General features: G+C 62.3%; 16 protein-coding genes and 1 pseudogene. 4 read left to right on the forward strand and 13 right to left on the reverse strand.

What is annotated here, in order from left to right; genetic code table 11:
- Window position 1 precedes the first annotated feature (1 nt).
- The 13 genes from mshL (GTP55_RS27150) to GTP55_RS27210 all read right to left on the reverse strand — a co-directional run bounded on the left by mshL (GTP55_RS27150) (window position 2) and on the right by GTP55_RS27210 (window position 11,259).
- Window positions 2-1,774 carry a pilus (MSHA type) biogenesis protein MshL gene (gene mshL, locus GTP55_RS27150; RefSeq protein ID WP_161047908.1) on the reverse strand — a complete coding sequence of 591 codons (1,773 nt, stop codon included), beginning with the start codon at window positions 1,772-1,774 and terminating at the stop codon, window positions 2-4.
- Window positions 1,775-1,789: 15 nt separating this feature from the next.
- A complete protein-coding gene (locus tag GTP55_RS27155) occupies window positions 1,790-2,152 on the reverse strand; it encodes a hypothetical protein (protein WP_229258185.1) in 363 nt (120 codons plus the stop codon).
- On the reverse strand, window positions 2,137-2,856 hold the full coding sequence (locus tag GTP55_RS27160; protein WP_161047909.1) for a type II secretion system protein M: 720 nt from the start codon (window positions 2,854-2,856) through the stop codon (window positions 2,137-2,139). Before GTP55_RS27160 ends, GTP55_RS27155 begins: the two co-directional genes overlap by 16 nt.
- Window positions 2,853-3,512: a hypothetical protein gene (locus GTP55_RS27165; RefSeq protein WP_161047910.1), complete on the reverse strand. Its 660-nt coding sequence runs from the start codon at window positions 3,510-3,512 to the stop codon at window positions 2,853-2,855. The genes GTP55_RS27160 and GTP55_RS27165 overlap by 4 nt, the downstream gene beginning before the upstream one ends.
- Window positions 3,509-4,399: an agglutinin biogenesis protein MshI gene (locus GTP55_RS27170; protein WP_308494756.1), complete on the reverse strand. Its 891-nt coding sequence runs from the start codon at window positions 4,397-4,399 to the stop codon at window positions 3,509-3,511. The genes GTP55_RS27165 and GTP55_RS27170 overlap by 4 nt, the downstream gene beginning before the upstream one ends.
- 169 nt (window positions 4,400-4,568) lie before the next feature.
- Window positions 4,569-5,063, reverse strand: coding sequence for a pilus assembly PilX family protein (locus GTP55_RS27175; protein WP_161047912.1), 495 nt, complete (start codon window positions 5,061-5,063; stop codon window positions 4,569-4,571).
- Window positions 5,060-5,983 carry a type II secretion system protein gene (locus GTP55_RS27180; protein WP_161047913.1) on the reverse strand — a complete coding sequence of 308 codons (924 nt, stop codon included), beginning with the start codon at window positions 5,981-5,983 and terminating at the stop codon, window positions 5,060-5,062. The genes GTP55_RS27175 and GTP55_RS27180 overlap by 4 nt, the downstream gene beginning before the upstream one ends.
- A complete protein-coding gene (locus GTP55_RS27185) occupies window positions 5,980-6,618 on the reverse strand; it encodes a type IV pilus modification PilV family protein (protein ID WP_202423888.1) in 639 nt (212 codons plus the stop codon). The genes GTP55_RS27180 and GTP55_RS27185 overlap by 4 nt, the downstream gene beginning before the upstream one ends.
- Window positions 6,608-7,219: a pilus assembly FimT family protein gene (locus tag GTP55_RS27190; RefSeq protein WP_161047915.1), complete on the reverse strand. Its 612-nt coding sequence runs from the start codon at window positions 7,217-7,219 to the stop codon at window positions 6,608-6,610. The genes GTP55_RS27185 and GTP55_RS27190 overlap by 11 nt, the downstream gene beginning before the upstream one ends.
- Entirely contained in the window at window positions 7,219-7,752 is a 534-nt protein-coding gene (locus GTP55_RS30225; RefSeq protein WP_161047916.1) for a type II secretion system protein, read from the reverse strand. The genes GTP55_RS27190 and GTP55_RS30225 overlap by 1 nt, the downstream gene beginning before the upstream one ends.
- Window positions 7,753-7,792: 40 nt before the next feature.
- Entirely contained in the window at window positions 7,793-8,260 is a 468-nt protein-coding gene (locus tag GTP55_RS27200; protein ID WP_161047917.1) for a hypothetical protein, read from the reverse strand.
- Window positions 8,261-8,322: 62 nt separating this feature from the next.
- Window positions 8,323-9,549, reverse strand: coding sequence for a type II secretion system F family protein (locus tag GTP55_RS27205; protein WP_161047918.1), 1,227 nt, complete (start codon window positions 9,547-9,549; stop codon window positions 8,323-8,325).
- A gap of 3 nt (window positions 9,550-9,552) precedes the next feature.
- Entirely contained in the window at window positions 9,553-11,259 is a 1,707-nt protein-coding gene (locus GTP55_RS27210) for a GspE/PulE family protein (protein ID WP_161047919.1), read from the reverse strand.
- Window positions 11,260-11,402: 143 nt separating this feature from the next.
- Here GTP55_RS27210 and GTP55_RS27215 point away from each other — a divergent pair, with 143 nt between their 5' ends.
- The 4 genes and pseudogenes from GTP55_RS27215 to GTP55_RS27230 all read left to right on the forward strand — a co-directional run.
- Window positions 11,403-12,119 carry an ABC transporter ATP-binding protein gene (locus GTP55_RS27215; RefSeq protein ID WP_161047920.1) on the forward strand — a complete coding sequence of 239 codons (717 nt, stop codon included), beginning with the start codon at window positions 11,403-11,405 and terminating at the stop codon, window positions 12,117-12,119.
- A 13-nt stretch (window positions 12,120-12,132) separates the two neighbouring features.
- The gene (locus GTP55_RS27220) at window positions 12,133-13,065 is read left to right on the forward strand and encodes an ExeA family protein (protein WP_161047921.1); all 933 of its coding nucleotides are present in this window, start codon (window positions 12,133-12,135) and stop codon (window positions 13,063-13,065) included.
- 72 nt (window positions 13,066-13,137) lie between these two features.
- Window positions 13,138-14,967, forward strand: a complete 1,830-nt coding sequence (mshL, locus tag GTP55_RS27225; RefSeq protein ID WP_161047922.1) for a pilus (MSHA type) biogenesis protein MshL — start codon at window positions 13,138-13,140, stop codon at window positions 14,965-14,967.
- Window positions 14,964-15,388, forward strand: a pseudogene (locus GTP55_RS27230) (tetratricopeptide repeat protein); the annotation flags it as partial. The gene mshL (GTP55_RS27225) and the pseudogene GTP55_RS27230, both read left to right, overlap by 4 nt.

Genomic DNA, 15,388 nt, shown 5'->3' on the forward strand with positions numbered 1-15,388 from the left:
ATTAGCGTCCCTTGTTCCGGCCAGGGTCCAGTTCTTTCATACGGCGGCCGCTGTCGAGCAGGTCCTGGTTCCAGTCGGACGAGGTCTCGACGATGGTCGGCTTGATCAGCACCACCAGTTCACGCTTCTGCAGCACCTCGCTCTTGCTGCCGAACAGCGCCCCCAGCACCGGCAAGGTGCTGGCGCCCGGCACGCCGGAATTGTCGGTGGTCGTGGCCTGACGCATCAGACCGCCGATGGCCACCACCTGCCCATTCTGGCCGCGCACCATGCTGTCCATCTCCGACGTTGACGACGCCGCCAGCGGCAGCGTGAAGGTGCCCAGCGAACCCAGGTTCAGGCCCTTGTTCACGGTCGACACCTGGCTGACCGAGGGATGCACGTGCAGGATGATATTGCCATCCTCATCGATCTGCGGCGTCACGTCCAGCACCACGCCGGAGAAGAACGGTTGCAGCGTCACGGTCGGCGTGGTGACGCCAGTGCCGGTGCCGCTGGTGGTGGTGGTGGTGCTGACGCCGGTGACGAAGAATTCATCGGTACCGATCTTCAGCAGCGCCTTCTGGTTGTTCAGCGTGGCGATCCGCGGGCTGGACAGCACATGCACCGTGCCCTGCCCCTCCAGGAAGGAAATCAGCGCAGCGAAATTGCTGGTCTGGAACGCCAGGCCAAACAGCGATCCGATTGCATCGCCCGAGGCGCCGATGGTGCTGCCCGGCGAAGCGTTGATGCCGCCCGCCCCGCTGCTGCTCAGCGGCGTGCCCAGCGGCCCGAGCGTGGTGCCAGGCTGCAGCGTACCAGCGGAAAAGCGGTTGTTGCCGCCGGCTGCAAACTTGCCGAACGCCGCCCAGTTGACCCCGCTCTGGAAGTTGCTGTTCAGTTCCACCTCCAGAATCTTGGCTTCCAGGATCACCTGGCGATCGACCGAGATCTGCGTGGCCTTCAGGTACAGGTCCACATTGCGCAACTCGTCCGGCATGGCGCGGATCACGATCACGCCCGATTGCGGGCTGATGGTCACGCTGCGGCCATCCTTGCCGATATCAACCAAAGCCTCCAGCGCCGTCTTCAACTCCAGCCAGAAATCGCTTTCCGACGTGGTGGAGACATTGGCGGAGTCGCGCTGCTGCTGGTTGCCGCCACCGTTGGGATTATTGGGGTCGTTGCCGCCGTTATTGCCGCCGTTGTTATTACCGTTATTGGCGCTGTTGTTCTGGTTGTTGCCGCTGCTGCTGGTGCCGGCGTTGGACACCGAGGTCGACGACACGCGCAGGCTGGACACCCCTTTGCGCTTGGCCGTCAGATAATTAATCTTGAACATCTTGGTCTGCATGGTCAGCGGACGGATGTAGATGCGCGTGCCTTCCACCTTGTAGTCGTAGCCGTAGAGTTCGCGCACCGCATCGAGCGCCTCGAACAACGTCACATCCTTCAGGTTGGCGGTGATCGTGCCGGTCACTTCCGGATTGATCAGCATGTTGTAGCGCGTGCCGGCCACGATCGAGTTGTAGAACTGCTGCACCGGCACATTGTTGAACGACACATTGAAGCGCTCCTCCAGCACCGCGCGCGCCTTCGGCAACTGGTCGGCCATCTGCGACACCGGCGGCAGCAAGGCGCTGGCGACCGCGTCGCTCTGGGTCACCACCGCCGGCTTGGCGGCGGCCGCGTTGACCTCGTTGCTGATCTTGTCGTAGGTGTCGCGCGTGGACGGCGTCTGGCAGGCGCTGAGCAGCAGCATGGTCACGACAGCGATGGTGAGGAGTTTTTGCATATGCATTCTTCGCGTTTAATAAGCTGACTTCGGCGCCGGTTTCTTGGCGTCGTCAGGTAACAGGGTCAGCACCTGCTTGCTGCGACCGCTTTGCAGCACCACAGAATTCTTGTTGACCTGGACCAGCGTGGCGCCATTGAACTTCTCGCCCTTGCGGACGGTCTGGCCGTCGATCACCGCCACCTGCCGGCCATGCGATCCGGTCAGCACCGATTGCAACTGCGGGCCGCTGACCACCGGCGCCATATCCGCGCCGGCTGGCAACAGGCGCGACTCCGGCGGCGGCTGGGTCGGATCGGCCAGCGTTTGCGCGCCGGCGGCGGCGCTCAGCACCAGAGAGGCGCACAGAATCGGCAGGCGGTTCATAGTTTCATCCATTTCTGATCCAGGCTCAGCGTGTATAGCGTCAGCGTCAGGCGCGAGTTCGGGTATTGTTGGGCGTCCAGGTTGGCCTTGCCCCAGAACAGCTGGACCGGCAACGACTCCAGCGCCGCCATATAGTTGACCATGTCCAGATAACTTCCCTGCACGACGATTTCCACGCCATGGCGGTACAGTAGCTCACGCGGCTTGGCCGGCGCCGGCTGGCCGGCTGGCGTTGGTGCAGGCGCCGCTGCCGCTGCGGCGGCAGGCTTGGCCGCCTCGTTCAGGCCGGTCACCGGCAAGGTCTTCAGCGAAATCAGTTTCAACCGGCCGTTGCCGCGCAATAGATGTTCCAGCAGGGGCGCGATCTTGTCCGGCGCGACCAGGCCTTTTTGCACCGCCATCAGGCTGGTGCTGGTGGCGTCGATGTCGCGCCGCACCGCAGCCAGCTGCTCACGCGTGGCGGCGTCGGGATCGACCTTGAAACCCTGCGCCTTGAGCACGATTTCCTGATCAATGCCGGTAATCTGGTTTTGCTGCTGTTTGATCTGCAATTGCAGCGCGCTTTGCTTCTTGAGCAGCGGCTCGGCCGACACTGTGTAGATCAGAAAAAGAATGCCGGCCACCACCGCCGCAAACACCATCACGCGTTCGCGCAGCGTCATCGCGTCCAGCCTGGTGCTCAACTTAATCCATTGTTGCAACAGCTGCTGTTTCATTTGGCAGCCTCCTGCACGGCGGTTGATTGCAAGCTGAACTCCACAAACGGCAACGTCGCCGGCGCCGCCGCCCCCGGCGTGGCCGCAGGTGCTGGCGCCGCTGGCGCATCCGGCCGGCCGATATCCAGGCTGGCAAAGCTCTTGCCATGCATGACCCGCTCTGCGGTCAGGCGGGCGATATAGTTGGGAATCAACGTCGCCTGCATGGCCCGGCCCTGCACGCCGATCTCATTACCGGCGCCGCCGATGGTCACGCCGGTCAGCCACAGGCCGCTGACGTTCTGGCGCGAGAACGCGCGGAAGTATTCGGCATAGCCATTGGTATTGCCCAGCGCGCCGCCTTGCAGTACCGACGACACATCATGCAGCGCCTTCAACTCGGCCTGCGCATCGGCCAGCTCGGCCGCCAGCCGTGGATCGTTGGCGCGCGGCGCAAATTGCACATTGGCCTTGACCAGGCGCTGCTCGCGCAAGGCCAGCCTGGCCTTGCCCTCATCCGCTTCGCGCTGCAAGTCCGACACCCGCTGTGCCGCATACCAGTTCAGCAGCAGCGCGCCGGCGACGATGATGCCCAGCGCCTCGGCCATCGGCAAGGCGGTGAAAATCTTCTTCTGCTTGAGGAAGATCGGGTTGAACAGATTGATCTGCTGGCTCACAGCCGCACCTCCTCATGCCGCAGGGCCGCGCCCAGGGGCAGGAAGAACCGCCGCTGCTGCGCGACGTCCAACAATTCCGGCGCCTTGCTGAGGTCGAATACATCGCCCAAGTCCATCGCCTCCACCGGCATGTACAGATTACCGGTCAAATGCTCGTGCAAGCCCTCGGCGCCGGTCGGCGCCAGCAGCAGCTTGAGCACGTTCACAAACGAAAACTGGCGGTCGAAGTGATCCAGCGACCGCTGCAACTCCAGCGTGATCTTGTCGAAGTGGATTTGCTGGCGCATCGAATCCTGCTCCAGCAGATGCTCCAGCGTCACATCGATGCGGCGCGACAGGTACAGCTCGCCCTTGTAGGTAATCGTCAGCAGGCCGCCGTCGGCGTCGAACGACAGCATGGCCAGGCCGCGGTTTTCGGTTTCCAGCAGCGCCGAGATATTCCGTTGCGCCATCTCGGGGATATCGATCACCGTCAGGTCCAGCTTGGCTTCGCTGAACAAGGCCTGGCGCGCCTGGATCACCGTGTTGCGCGCGGCGATGGCAAACATCGAATGCCCGCGCGAGGCGGCGGCGCTATCGACCGGGATATCCAGCACATCGATGGTGGCGTCGTCGACATGGAAATCGAGCATATCCTTCAAGCGCCAGCGCACGGCGGTTTTCAGTTCATCCTGCGGCACGTTGGGGGCGTCGACCGTCAGCATCTGATACTCGCCACCGCTGAGCATGGTGCCGCAACGGTAGCTGCCGGCCTTCTGATCCTTGTTAAGCCGCTCCAGCGCTTCGAGCGAAAAACTGCTGTCGGCCGGATAGAACGCCGCCACCTCGACAACCGCCTTGGCGTCGCGCACGCGCTGCACGCGGCCCGCACAGACACCGTCCCTCAAGAAAGTGACAGTCAGCCAGCCATCGGTTTTTTTCGCTCTTTTAAAGAAACCCATATCTCAGTCGAGGTTTACGCGCTAGATGCTTGATTATATTCAACTTACCAAAAACTTTATGCCCAAAATGGCAACACTTCTGCAAAAACAGCCACATTTCCGCACAGATGCCGCATTAAAGTTGCGCCCGGATCTCGCGCTGCACATAATCCGGCCCCGGCACGGTGTTCAGGCAGGAACCGTTGACCGGCTGGTTGCAGGAGACCGACCTGATCAGGACATGGTATGCGGTCGGGTCGTTCGGGCCGCCACCGGCGATGCCGGCTTGCAGCGCGGGCGTATCGCACCTGATCTCCAGCGTCACCGTGAACGATGACAACGTGCTGTCAGGCGGCAGAGCCACGTTAGGCGTGGAACCGCACACCAGCGAAGTCGATGGCTGCGGCGGCGTCAACCCGGATTGGAGGCCGGTGTACAGCGCCCACTCGATACCGGCACGCGCGGCCTGATAAGCACGTTGCCCCTGCAAATCCTTGGCCGAGGCATCCTGTTGCGTGGTGGTCAGCGAAATGATGGCGACCGCTAACCCAGCTACCACCACCAGCAAGAAAATCGCCGTGACGATGGCAATGCCGGCGGACTTGCGGCGCTGGAATATAGATGGCTTCATGGGGTGTTATCCACGTGAATTTGCTGGGCTAGCTTGACTGTTTCGAGGTCGTTGGCGGCAGCGCCAGGCTTCACGCGCGCCAGCGCAAGCGCCAAGCCGACCAGTGCCGTCTGGCGATTAGCAGTGGTCGCCGTGGTGAAATTACACCCCAACACATTGTCGGCCATCAGCGTCATTTGGACCTGGAGCGGTTGCTGCTGGACGACTGTAGCGGGATCTACCTGATTAGGCTGGAAATCATAGCCGGAATACCGCAGCAACCGCTGCCTGCCAGTGGTCGCATCGTTCACGCAGGCGAACGTGACGGGAGAGCCGGCAACGATGAAGCGTTTGTTGGGCAAAGGATCAACGTTACCCGCGAACCGGTTCACACCCAGGGTGACGAAGTTGCCATTGCCATTGCTACTCACCGCCGTCACAACGGCGCGATTGTTGGCGTTTTGCGCGTAAGCATCCGCATTGGTAAAGCCGGTACCAAAGTTGCTAATGATGATGTAGTCGTTGACGCGAATCGCGTAAGGCGCTTGCGGCATCGGGCCCACCACCTCGAACTGGGTAGCAGACGGATCGGTGAAACTGAGCGGTGGATGCGGGTTCTGTGCCGTGGACGGAGCCCCATCCTCCACTGCAAGATAGCGCCCACCTGCCTTACTGGGAATGAATTCCAGGAAGGTCGAAGTGCCGATGGAGGTCAGACGTATGCTGTTGGGCACGGCGCCGTGGATCTCGCGCGTCATGCGCCGCAAGGCGATTTCAGCCATATCAGTCAGTTCGGCGCGGCCGGCGGTCTCCACATAGCTTTGCACCGGCTTACGGATGAACACCACCATGATGCCGGCCACGATGCCGGTCAAGACCATGACGACAATCGCCTCCACCAGCGTAAAGCCGCGCGCGCGTCTGGCGGCCACGAATTTCATCTGGCCTCCGGTGCGTAGCGGGTGCGGTAGCCTTCCAGCGTGACCGACTGGCCCGGCCCATAGGTGGTAGTAATGGTAATCCGCATCACCGTCATATTCTGGAGGGTGGAGTTCAGGTTGCCCAGCGTGGTCACCGGATTGAGCGCCAGCGTGGTGGTGATACCGCTCAGTGTGGCGCCCACGGTGCCAGCGCCCAGCGGATTTCCGGCCACATCCGTATCCACCAGATTGCCGGACGAGTCAGCGACAGCAAATGCGCGCACGGCGTCGCCCACTACGTATTGATTACTCAGGACGTAGTCGTTGATGTTGTCATAGGGGCGGCTGTTGGTGGGCTCTGGGCCGAAGTGCTGAGCGTTCTCCTCGAGGTTGGCGTCGGCGCATTGCCCAGGCACGGTTGCAGTCGCCGCATTGGCGTCCTGCGGATCGCAGACCGTAAACGGGGCCTGCTGCACTTCTTCCATATATGCCTCTGCAATCAGCAAAGCCTGCTTGCGGCGCAGTGGGTCGGTACTGTTCCGGTTCGCCAGGTTCATCACCTGCACGAGGGCGGCGGCGGCAATGCCGACGATGACGATGAACATCACCAGTTCGATAATCGTCAGGCCTCGCTGGCGACGCGCGTTAGCGGACATTTTGCACATACCCCGTTTCTGGCCAGATCGCCAGGATGGCCGTATTGCCGCCACTGGCGAAGGTCAGCGTCATGGCAGGCACGTTGATAACCGCCGCGCCTGGAAGTGTCGCAGTCATCGCAGTACCATCTTTGTTGAAAGGACGCCCCATCGCATCGAACGAGAAGAAGCCGCCCGCAGCCAGTTCCGGGCGTACGGCCTCGGCGGTGATAACGACATTCGCGGGGCGGCCGACGCACATCCATTGTGCGGCGTAAGCGTTTCCCTGCAGGCAATTGAGTTTGGTGGCGGGGCTTCCATTGTTGCCGCCCGGAGCGACAATGATGTCGTTGGCGTTACAGGCGGCGTTGGAGCAGACAGCAAAGCTGTTGCCGTCCGAGCGCACGAAAATCGCACGGTTCTGCACGACGGCCAGTTTCTGTGCGTAGCGGATGAGGCTTCGGACCTGATCGGCATAGGCCCGGTTCTCGAAAGCAGTGTTATCGAAGAACCGGGAGGCGCCGATAGCGCCAAGAATGCCGATCACCACAATGACCGTGACCAGCTCCACAATCGTGAAGCCGCCCGCCCGTCGGCGGCTGCCCACGCCGCCGGAGTGCATTAGTTGCAGTTGTTGGTGCTGGTCACCGTCACAGTAGGCGGCGTGACGACGTTATTCGCCGATGTTGCGGCTGTGTACATCACGTAGCATGTCAGGCCGACCGTGCTGTTCGCAACGCCATTTGGCTGAATTACCAAGGTGCCTGCAGGCGCGCCGGGACGGTTGTTGGTCGCCGCAGCATTGGCCGCCGAGCCGACAGTGATAGCGTAGTCCGGCGCGGAAATGCCAGCGGCGGTCGCCGTAAACCCATCTGCCGCAGGGTAACCATTGGCATTGGTAATCGTAACGCCTTCGTTGACGAACGGACCAGCTGGATTCATCAGGAACTGACCGTGCATCATCGATGATGTGGTGTTCAGTGCCCCGCGCGCCGCATTCAGGGAGGCGATACGGGCGTCACCGCCCAGATTGGCAAACTTCGGCAACGCGGTCGCCGCCAGAATGCCCAGGATCACGATCACCACGATCAGTTCGATCAGCGTGAAACCGCCTTGGGCGCGTTGACGGGATGCGATGCTAGCTTGCTTGTTCATTACTTTCTCCAAATCGTCCGAAAAATTTGCGCGGATTGCGCTAGTCCTTCACTTGCTCAAAGGCCACACCTACGGTTTCAGGTGCGCCTGACGGCTTGGCGGGGCTATGGGGCAAGCGAAGCAATTTTACCTTGAATTTCAAACGTTTCGTTTGAGCATCTCTAAAAGAATTTCCAAAATTTAACAAATAAATCAGACTTTTATCAGTACGGTCGAAGCACCAATTGCCGGCGCCGACCTCCTGGTTGCTGGGGCTGAACAACTCGCCCGCGTAATTGGGCGGCTTAGCTTTTAGCAAATCGAACGGATTTTCTTCGGTTAAGAAGGTTAAATCGGCGCTGCGCCCAGGCAATTTTGCTTGCGCCGCCTTAATTTCTAAGGCGGTGCGGACGTTGGCCACCGTCATCTGCACAGCGGTCTGTTCGGCTTCGCCCTGGTAATACCAAAGCCGTTGCAACAGCAAGCCCATCAAAATGCCGATCACAATCACGGCGACCGCGAATTCCAATAAACTCGTACCCCGTTGTTTTGCAGTCACAAATATTGTTGAGAAAGCCACTATTTTCACGATCAATGATGCAAGGCCGCTTTGCCCAGGTCCCAGATCGGCAGGAAGATGCCCAGCGCCAGCACCAAAACCATGATGCCCAAGAACACAATCAGGATCGGCTCGATCTGCGACGACAAGGTCTTCAACTCGTAATCGACCTCGCGCTCATACATCTGCGCGATCTCGTCCATCAGCTCGTCGAGGGAACCGCTCTCCTCGCCCACCGCGATCATTTGCAGCACGATCGGCGTGAACACATTGGTGGCGGTGGCGGTGCGCAAGATGCTTTCGCCGCGCTCGACGCCATCGCGCATCTGCTCCACGCGGGCGGTCAGGTAGGCGTTGTCGACCGTCTGCGCTACCACTGACAGCGCCTGCACGATCGGCACGCCGCTGCGGCTGGACAGCGAAAAGCTGCGCGCAAACCGCGCCAGCGTCGCCTTGAGGATGATTTTCCCGGCCACCGGGACTTTCAGTTTGAACTTGTCCCACTGATACAACCCCTTGGCGGTGCCGACCCACATGCGAAAGCCCCACACCGCCGCCACCAGCGCCACGGCCAGCACCGGCCAGTAGCGCACGGTGAAATTCGAGGTGGCAATCAAGATCCGCGTCATCAGCGGCAGCTCGGCGTTAAACTTGGAAAACACGCCGACAAACGCCGGAATCACGAAGATGTTGACCACCACCATCGCCGCCACCATGGCGAACACCACAAAACTCGGGTAGCGCAGCGCGGTCTTGACGCGCTCGCGCATGTCGCGGTCGAACTCCAGGTGGTCGAACAAGCGCAGGAACACTTCCTCCAGCCGCCCGGTCATCTCCCCTACCCGCACCATCGACAGGTAAAACGGCGTGAACACGGCCGGATGGCGGCGCATGGCGGCCGACAGTTCGCGGCCGGAATCGAGCGACTCGCGCAAATCCTTGATCACCTTGCCGAACGATTTGCTGACCGCCGATTCCTGCAAGCCGGCCAGCCCGCGCATGATGGGCACGCCGGACTTGAGCAGCGTGTACATCTGGCGGCTGAACAATTGCACGTCCATCGACGTGACCTTTTTTTCCAGTAGCTTGGACCACCAGCTGTCGCCATCGGCCACCTTTTTACTGGTGACGCTGATCTCGACCGGCGTCACGCCGGTATTAAACAGCTGGTCGGCGACGGCGCCGCTATCGGCCGCTTCCAGCACGCCCTGCATCAGCTCGCCGCGCGAGTTGCGGCCCTTGTAGGCAAAGAAAGGCACGGCTTAGTCCTCGACCTGGTTACTGATGCGCATCGCTTCGGAAATCGTCGTCCGGCCCTGCACCACCAGCTGCACCGCGTGGCGGCGCAAGGTTTCGCCGGCCATCTGCTGCTGCGCGACCTTGAGGAAATGGGCCGGATCGGGATCGTTGGCCGCATCCACCACCGAGCGCGTCATCTCCAGCAATTCGTAGACGCCGGTCCGTCCGCGATAGCCCATGCCGTTGCAATGCGAGCAACCCTTGCCATGGAAATAGCGCGCCTTGTCGACCTTGTCGTTCAGCTCCAGACTGAGCCATTCGCGCTCGGTCGGCGTCGGCTCATACGGCGTGGTGCAGCTCTCGCAAATCACCCGCACCAGGCGCTGCGCCAGCACCGCCTGCAGCGACGAGCCCACCATGTAGCGCGGCACGCCCATGTCCATCAGCCGCAGCGGCGTGCTGACGGCGTCGTTGGTGTGCAGAGTCGACAACACCAGGTGACCGGTCATGGCGGCGCGCAGGCCGATGGCGGCGGTTTCCTGGTCGCGCATCTCGCCGACCAGCACGATGTCCGGGTCTTGCCGCAGCGCGGAACGCAGCACGCGGGCAAAGTTCAGGTCGATCTTGTCGTTGACCTGCACCTGGTTGATGCCGGCCAGCCGGTACTCGACCGGGTCTTCCACCGTAATCAGCTTTTTCTCCACCGAATTGAGCTCGGACAGCGCGCAATACAGCGTGGTGGTCTTGCCGGAACCGGTCGGCCCGGTCACCAGCACCAGCCCGTTTGGCCGCTGGACGATGGCGCGGAATTTCTCCAGCAGCGCGCGCGGCATGCCGATCGCGTCCAGCCGCAGTTGCGTGCCGCCCTGGCTCAGCAGACGCATCACCACCGATTCGCCGTACTGGGTCGGCATGGTCGAGATCCGCACGTCGATCCGCTGATTTTTCACGCGGACGGCGAAGCGGCCATCCTGCGGCAGGCGCTTTTCCGAAATATCCAGGTCCGACATCAGCTTTAGCCGCAGCGCCAGCGAGGGCGCGATTTTCATGTCGGCCTCGGTTTGCAGGTGCAGCACGCCATCGATGCGGAAGCGGATCTGCAGCCGGCCTTCCTGAGGTTCGATGTGGATATCGGAGGCGCGCACCTGCGCCGCATCCTCAAACACCGATTGCAGCAGCTTGACCACCGGCGCTTCCTCGACGTTGGGATTGGCCGCGGCCAGCGCGCCAAAGTCGACCGAGACCTCGCCGACGTCCTGCTCCAGCTCGCGCGCCAGGTCGGAAATATCCTCGGTGCGGCGGTAGATGCGGTCGATCGCCGCCACCACCTCGGTCTCGTTGACCACCGCCAGTTCGATATCCTGGCGTACGATGCGGGCGATTTCGTCGTAGGCGAACAGATCGGTCGGGTCGGACATGCCGACCAGCAGCGAGCCGCGCCGGTCTTCCAGCACCAGCGCGCGGAAGCGCCGGGCCTGGGTTTCCGGCAGCAGCCGCACGATCTCCGGATTGATGTTGAAGAACTTCAGGTTCAGGTATGGGATGTTGAGCTGCCGCGCCAGCGCGCCGGCGATCTGTTCCTCAGTAACATAGCCGTTCTCGACAAACACGCGGCCGAGCTTGCGTCCGCTGCGCTTTTGATCGGCCAGCGCCAGGCCCAATTGCTCCTCGGAGAGCAGCTTTTGCTGCACCAGAATTTCACCCAACCGTACTTTTTCTGGCCTCGACATGCCCGCTCCTTGTCATTTGTCACCAAAACTTGCGGCCATTCTATGACAGATGGGCTGGCAGAGCGAGTTAAGCGAGGGGGTAGGTGTCGCTTTCTTTGGACGGATGCGCTACAGTGTGGCTCGTTTCTTTCGTCCCTCGATCCATGACCAAACCTGCCCTGCGCTTCCAGCAAGTCGTCAAACGCTACGGCGCGGCCAGCGTGCTGCACGGCGTGGATCTGGAGCTGAGCGCCGGCGAATGCTTCGGCCTGGTCGGCGTCAACGGCGCCGGCAAGACCAGCCTGATCAAGTGCCTGCTGGATTTTTGCGCACTCGACGGCGGCCGCATCGACATCTTCGGCCAGCCGCACCACCAGCCGGCCGCGCGCCGGCCGCTGGGCTTCCTGCCGGAACGCTTCACGCCGCCCTACTACCTGACCGGCGCCGACTTCATCCGCTACCTGCTGACCTTGCAGGGACTGCCCTACCAGCCCGACGCCGTGGCCGCCATGCTGGCCGCGCTGGACCTGGATGCGGACGCCCTCAAACGCATGGTGCGCAGCTATTCCAAAGGCATGACCCAGAAACTCGGCCTGGCCGCCTGCCTGCTGGCGCGCAAGCCGCTGTACGTGCTGGACGAGCCGATGAGCGGCCTCGACCCGAAAGCGCGAGCACTATTAAAAGAACAACTGCGTGCGCTGCACCGCGCCGGCAGCACGCTGTTCCTGACTTCGCACGCGCTGGCTGACGTGGACGAGCTGTGCGACCGCATGGCCATCCTCCATGACGGGCACATCCGCTTCGCCGGCACCCCGGCCGAATGCCGCGCCCAGTACGGCGCCGACACCCTTGAGCAGGCCTTCCTGGCCTGTATCGCGTGATCTGAGTCTAGCCATGTACCAATCCCACTTCGGCCTGCGCGAATCGCCCTTTAATATCACGCCCAATCCGGCCTTCTTCTACGCCGGCAACGACCGTGGCGATATTCTGGACGCCATGCTGTACGCCGTCAGCCATGGCGAAGGCATTATTAAAGTCACCGGCGAGGTCGGCGCCGGCAAGACCATGCTGTGCCGCATGCTGGAAAGCCGCATGCCATCGCACATCGACGTGATTTACCTGGTCAATCCCAACCTCGATCCGCTGGAAGTGCAGCACGCCATCGCCGCCGAGCTGGGCCTGCAAACACACGGCCTGCGCGCCGACGAAGTCCAGCGCAGCCTGCAAGCCGAGCTGATCGCCCGTCACAGCGCCGGCCGGCAGGTGGTGTTGCTGGTCGAGGAAGCCCAGGCCATGCCGCTCGACACGCTGGAAGCCATCCGCCTGCTGACCAACCTGGAAACCGCGCGCAGCAAGCTGCTGCAAATCGTGCTGTTCGGCCAGCCGGAGCTGGACCAGAACCTCGACCTGTCCAGCATGCGCCAGTTAAAAGAACGCATCACCCACAGTTTCCACGTGCCGCCGCTGCCGGTGGCGCTGACCGGCGACTTCCTGGCCCACCGCCTGCGCGCGGCCGGGCATGACTGCGGCGCCATCTTCAGCCCGGCGGCGGCGCGGCTGATCGCCGACGCCTCGGAAGGCATTGTCCGCCGCATCAACATTTTGGCCGACAAGGCGCTGCTGGCCGCGTTTGCGGCCGACGCCGACATGGTCGAGGCCAGTCACGCCCGCCAAGCCATCGCCGAATCGCCGTTTGGCCGAGGACGCGGCCTGCCGGGCCGCCGGCGCGGCGGCTTGCATTCCAGAGCTGTTGTACTCGGGTGTTTGCTGCTGCTCTTTATTGGGGGAATTTGCTGGGCCGTCCTTGCGGCGACACGGAATTTGTAAGATCATGTTACTCACAATTGCAAAATCGCAACAAAAAGAACCTCCTGCATCATCCTGGGCCGGAAAGATACGATGAAAAAATTCAGCTCCCCTCTCGCCCCCGTGGTTTGCAGTGTCTTGCTGAGCGCTTGCGCCAGCCATAGCATCCCCAATTCGCCGCTGCACATTACGGAAGCGCCGCCGGCCGCCGGTACGATTCCGGAGCCGGTGCAGCAAAGCGTGGCGCTGCCGCCCCCCAAGCCGGCCGCCAAGGTGGAGACGTTCAGCGTCACCGTGCACAAGGTGCCGGTGCAGTCGCTGCTGTTTGCGCTGGCGCGCGACGCCGGCATGAACGTGGACGTGCATCCCGGCATTGAAGGCACGGTCACGCTGAACGCGCTGAACCAGACGCTGCCGCAACTGCTGAGCCGCATCCAGCGCCAGGTCGACATGCGCTACGAAATCAACGGCACGACGCTGACGGTGCTGCCGGATACGCCGGAGTGGCGCAACTATAAAGTCGATTACGTCAACATCGCCCGCAGCACCACCAGCAGCGTGAATATCGCCACGCAGATTTCCACCACGGGCGCCGGCGGCAGTGGCGGCAACGCCGTCCAGCAGGCAGCGCAGAACAATACACAGCAACAGCAACTGGGCCCCAACGGCCAGCCGCTCCAGCAGCAGGGCAACAACGGCCAGCAAGGCAACGGCAGCAATAACTCGACCACCTCGGTCACCAACCGTTCGGACAATAACTTCTGGTACAACCTGGAACGGAATATCCGCGACATGCTGCGCGCATCCAACCTCAACGACAATCCGGTGGACCCGCTGGCGGGCCAGCAGCAAAGCGGACCCGGCGGCACGCAGCCGCCACAACCACAGCTCAACGTGCTGGGCGGCCTGGGCGGACTGGATACGGGCAACAAGGCGCGCAGCTCGGTCATCGTCAATCCCGAAGGCGGCCTGATCGCCGTGCGCGCCACCGCGCGCCAGCACGAGAAAATCGCGCAGTTCCTCGATGTGGTGCTGGGGGCGGCCAAGCGCCAGGTGCTGATCGAAGCCACCATCATTGAAGTGAAGCTGAGCGACAGCTACCAGCAGGGCATCGACTGGAAGTCGGTCGGCCGTGGCGGCCTGACGCTGAAGCAACAGCAGATCGGCACGACTACCCTGCCCAGCGGCGTACAAACCAATGTGTCGCCCGGCGTGTTCCTGCTCAATTACACCAATCCGACCAGCCGCCTGGGCGACATCGCCGCCACCATCCAGCTGCTGGAGTCGTTCGGCAAGGTCAAGGTACTGTCCAGCCCTAAAATCAGCGTGTTGAATAACCAGACCGCGCTGCTCAAGGTGGTGGACAACAATGTGTTCTTCTCGATCAAGGTGACGCCGGCGGTGCTCAATTCCAGCGGCGGCGTCAGCACGCCCGCCGTCTATGAATCGACACTGCAGACCGTGCCGGTGGGCTTTGTCATGAGCGTGACGCCGCAGATCTCCGATAATGACGAGGTGACGCTGAACGTGCGGCCGACCATCACCCGCGTGGTGGACCATGTCAAGGACCCGAATCCGGCACTGGTCAACGTCGCCAGCGAGATCCCGGTGATCCAGGCCCGCGAGATGGAGTCGATCATGCGCGTGAACAGCGGCCAGGTCGCGGTCATGGGCGGGCTGATGCAGGATTCGGCAGATAACGCCAAGGACGGCATCCCCGGTCTGAGCAGTCTTCCGCTGGTGGGCAACCTGTTCTCGTACCGCAATGAAAACAGTACCAAAACCGAGCTGGTGATTTTCATGCGCCCGGTGGTGATCAAGGACGCCAGCGTCAACGGTGACTACAAGGACTACCGTTACCTGCTGCCTGGCCAGAAACCTGACAATGAACCGTACCCCGTGCCGAAGGCGAATGGATCATGAGTCTACTAATGCAGGCGCTCAAGAAGGCCGAGCGCGCAAAACAAAATTCGCTGTCCGAGGAGGAGATCGACCGGCCGTCGGAGGCGTTTGACGAGATGCTGGCGCTGACGCCGGAACCCGGGCCGAGCACGGCCGTCTCCGCGCCGGCGCCCATGGCATTCAGCCTCGAACCGATGGATGGCCTGAGCCTGGAACCGCTGGCGCCGCCCGTTGCCGCTGCCGCCGACGCCGCCCCGCGCCCGTCGCCCAGCCCGCTGCCGCCCGTCAGCGACCATAAGGAACCCGGCTTGACCATGGATCTGGCGCTCGATCCGATCGCCGCGCCGCCGATAGTCAAGGCGGCCGGCGCGCCGGCGCCAGCGGCCGCAGCTGCATCCCAGGCGGCGATGGCGAACAGCCATGCGCCAGCCAGCCCGCCAGC

The organism is Duganella margarita (genome assembly GCF_009857535.1).
GTDB lineage: Bacteria > Pseudomonadota > Gammaproteobacteria > Burkholderiales > Burkholderiaceae_D > Rugamonas > Rugamonas margarita.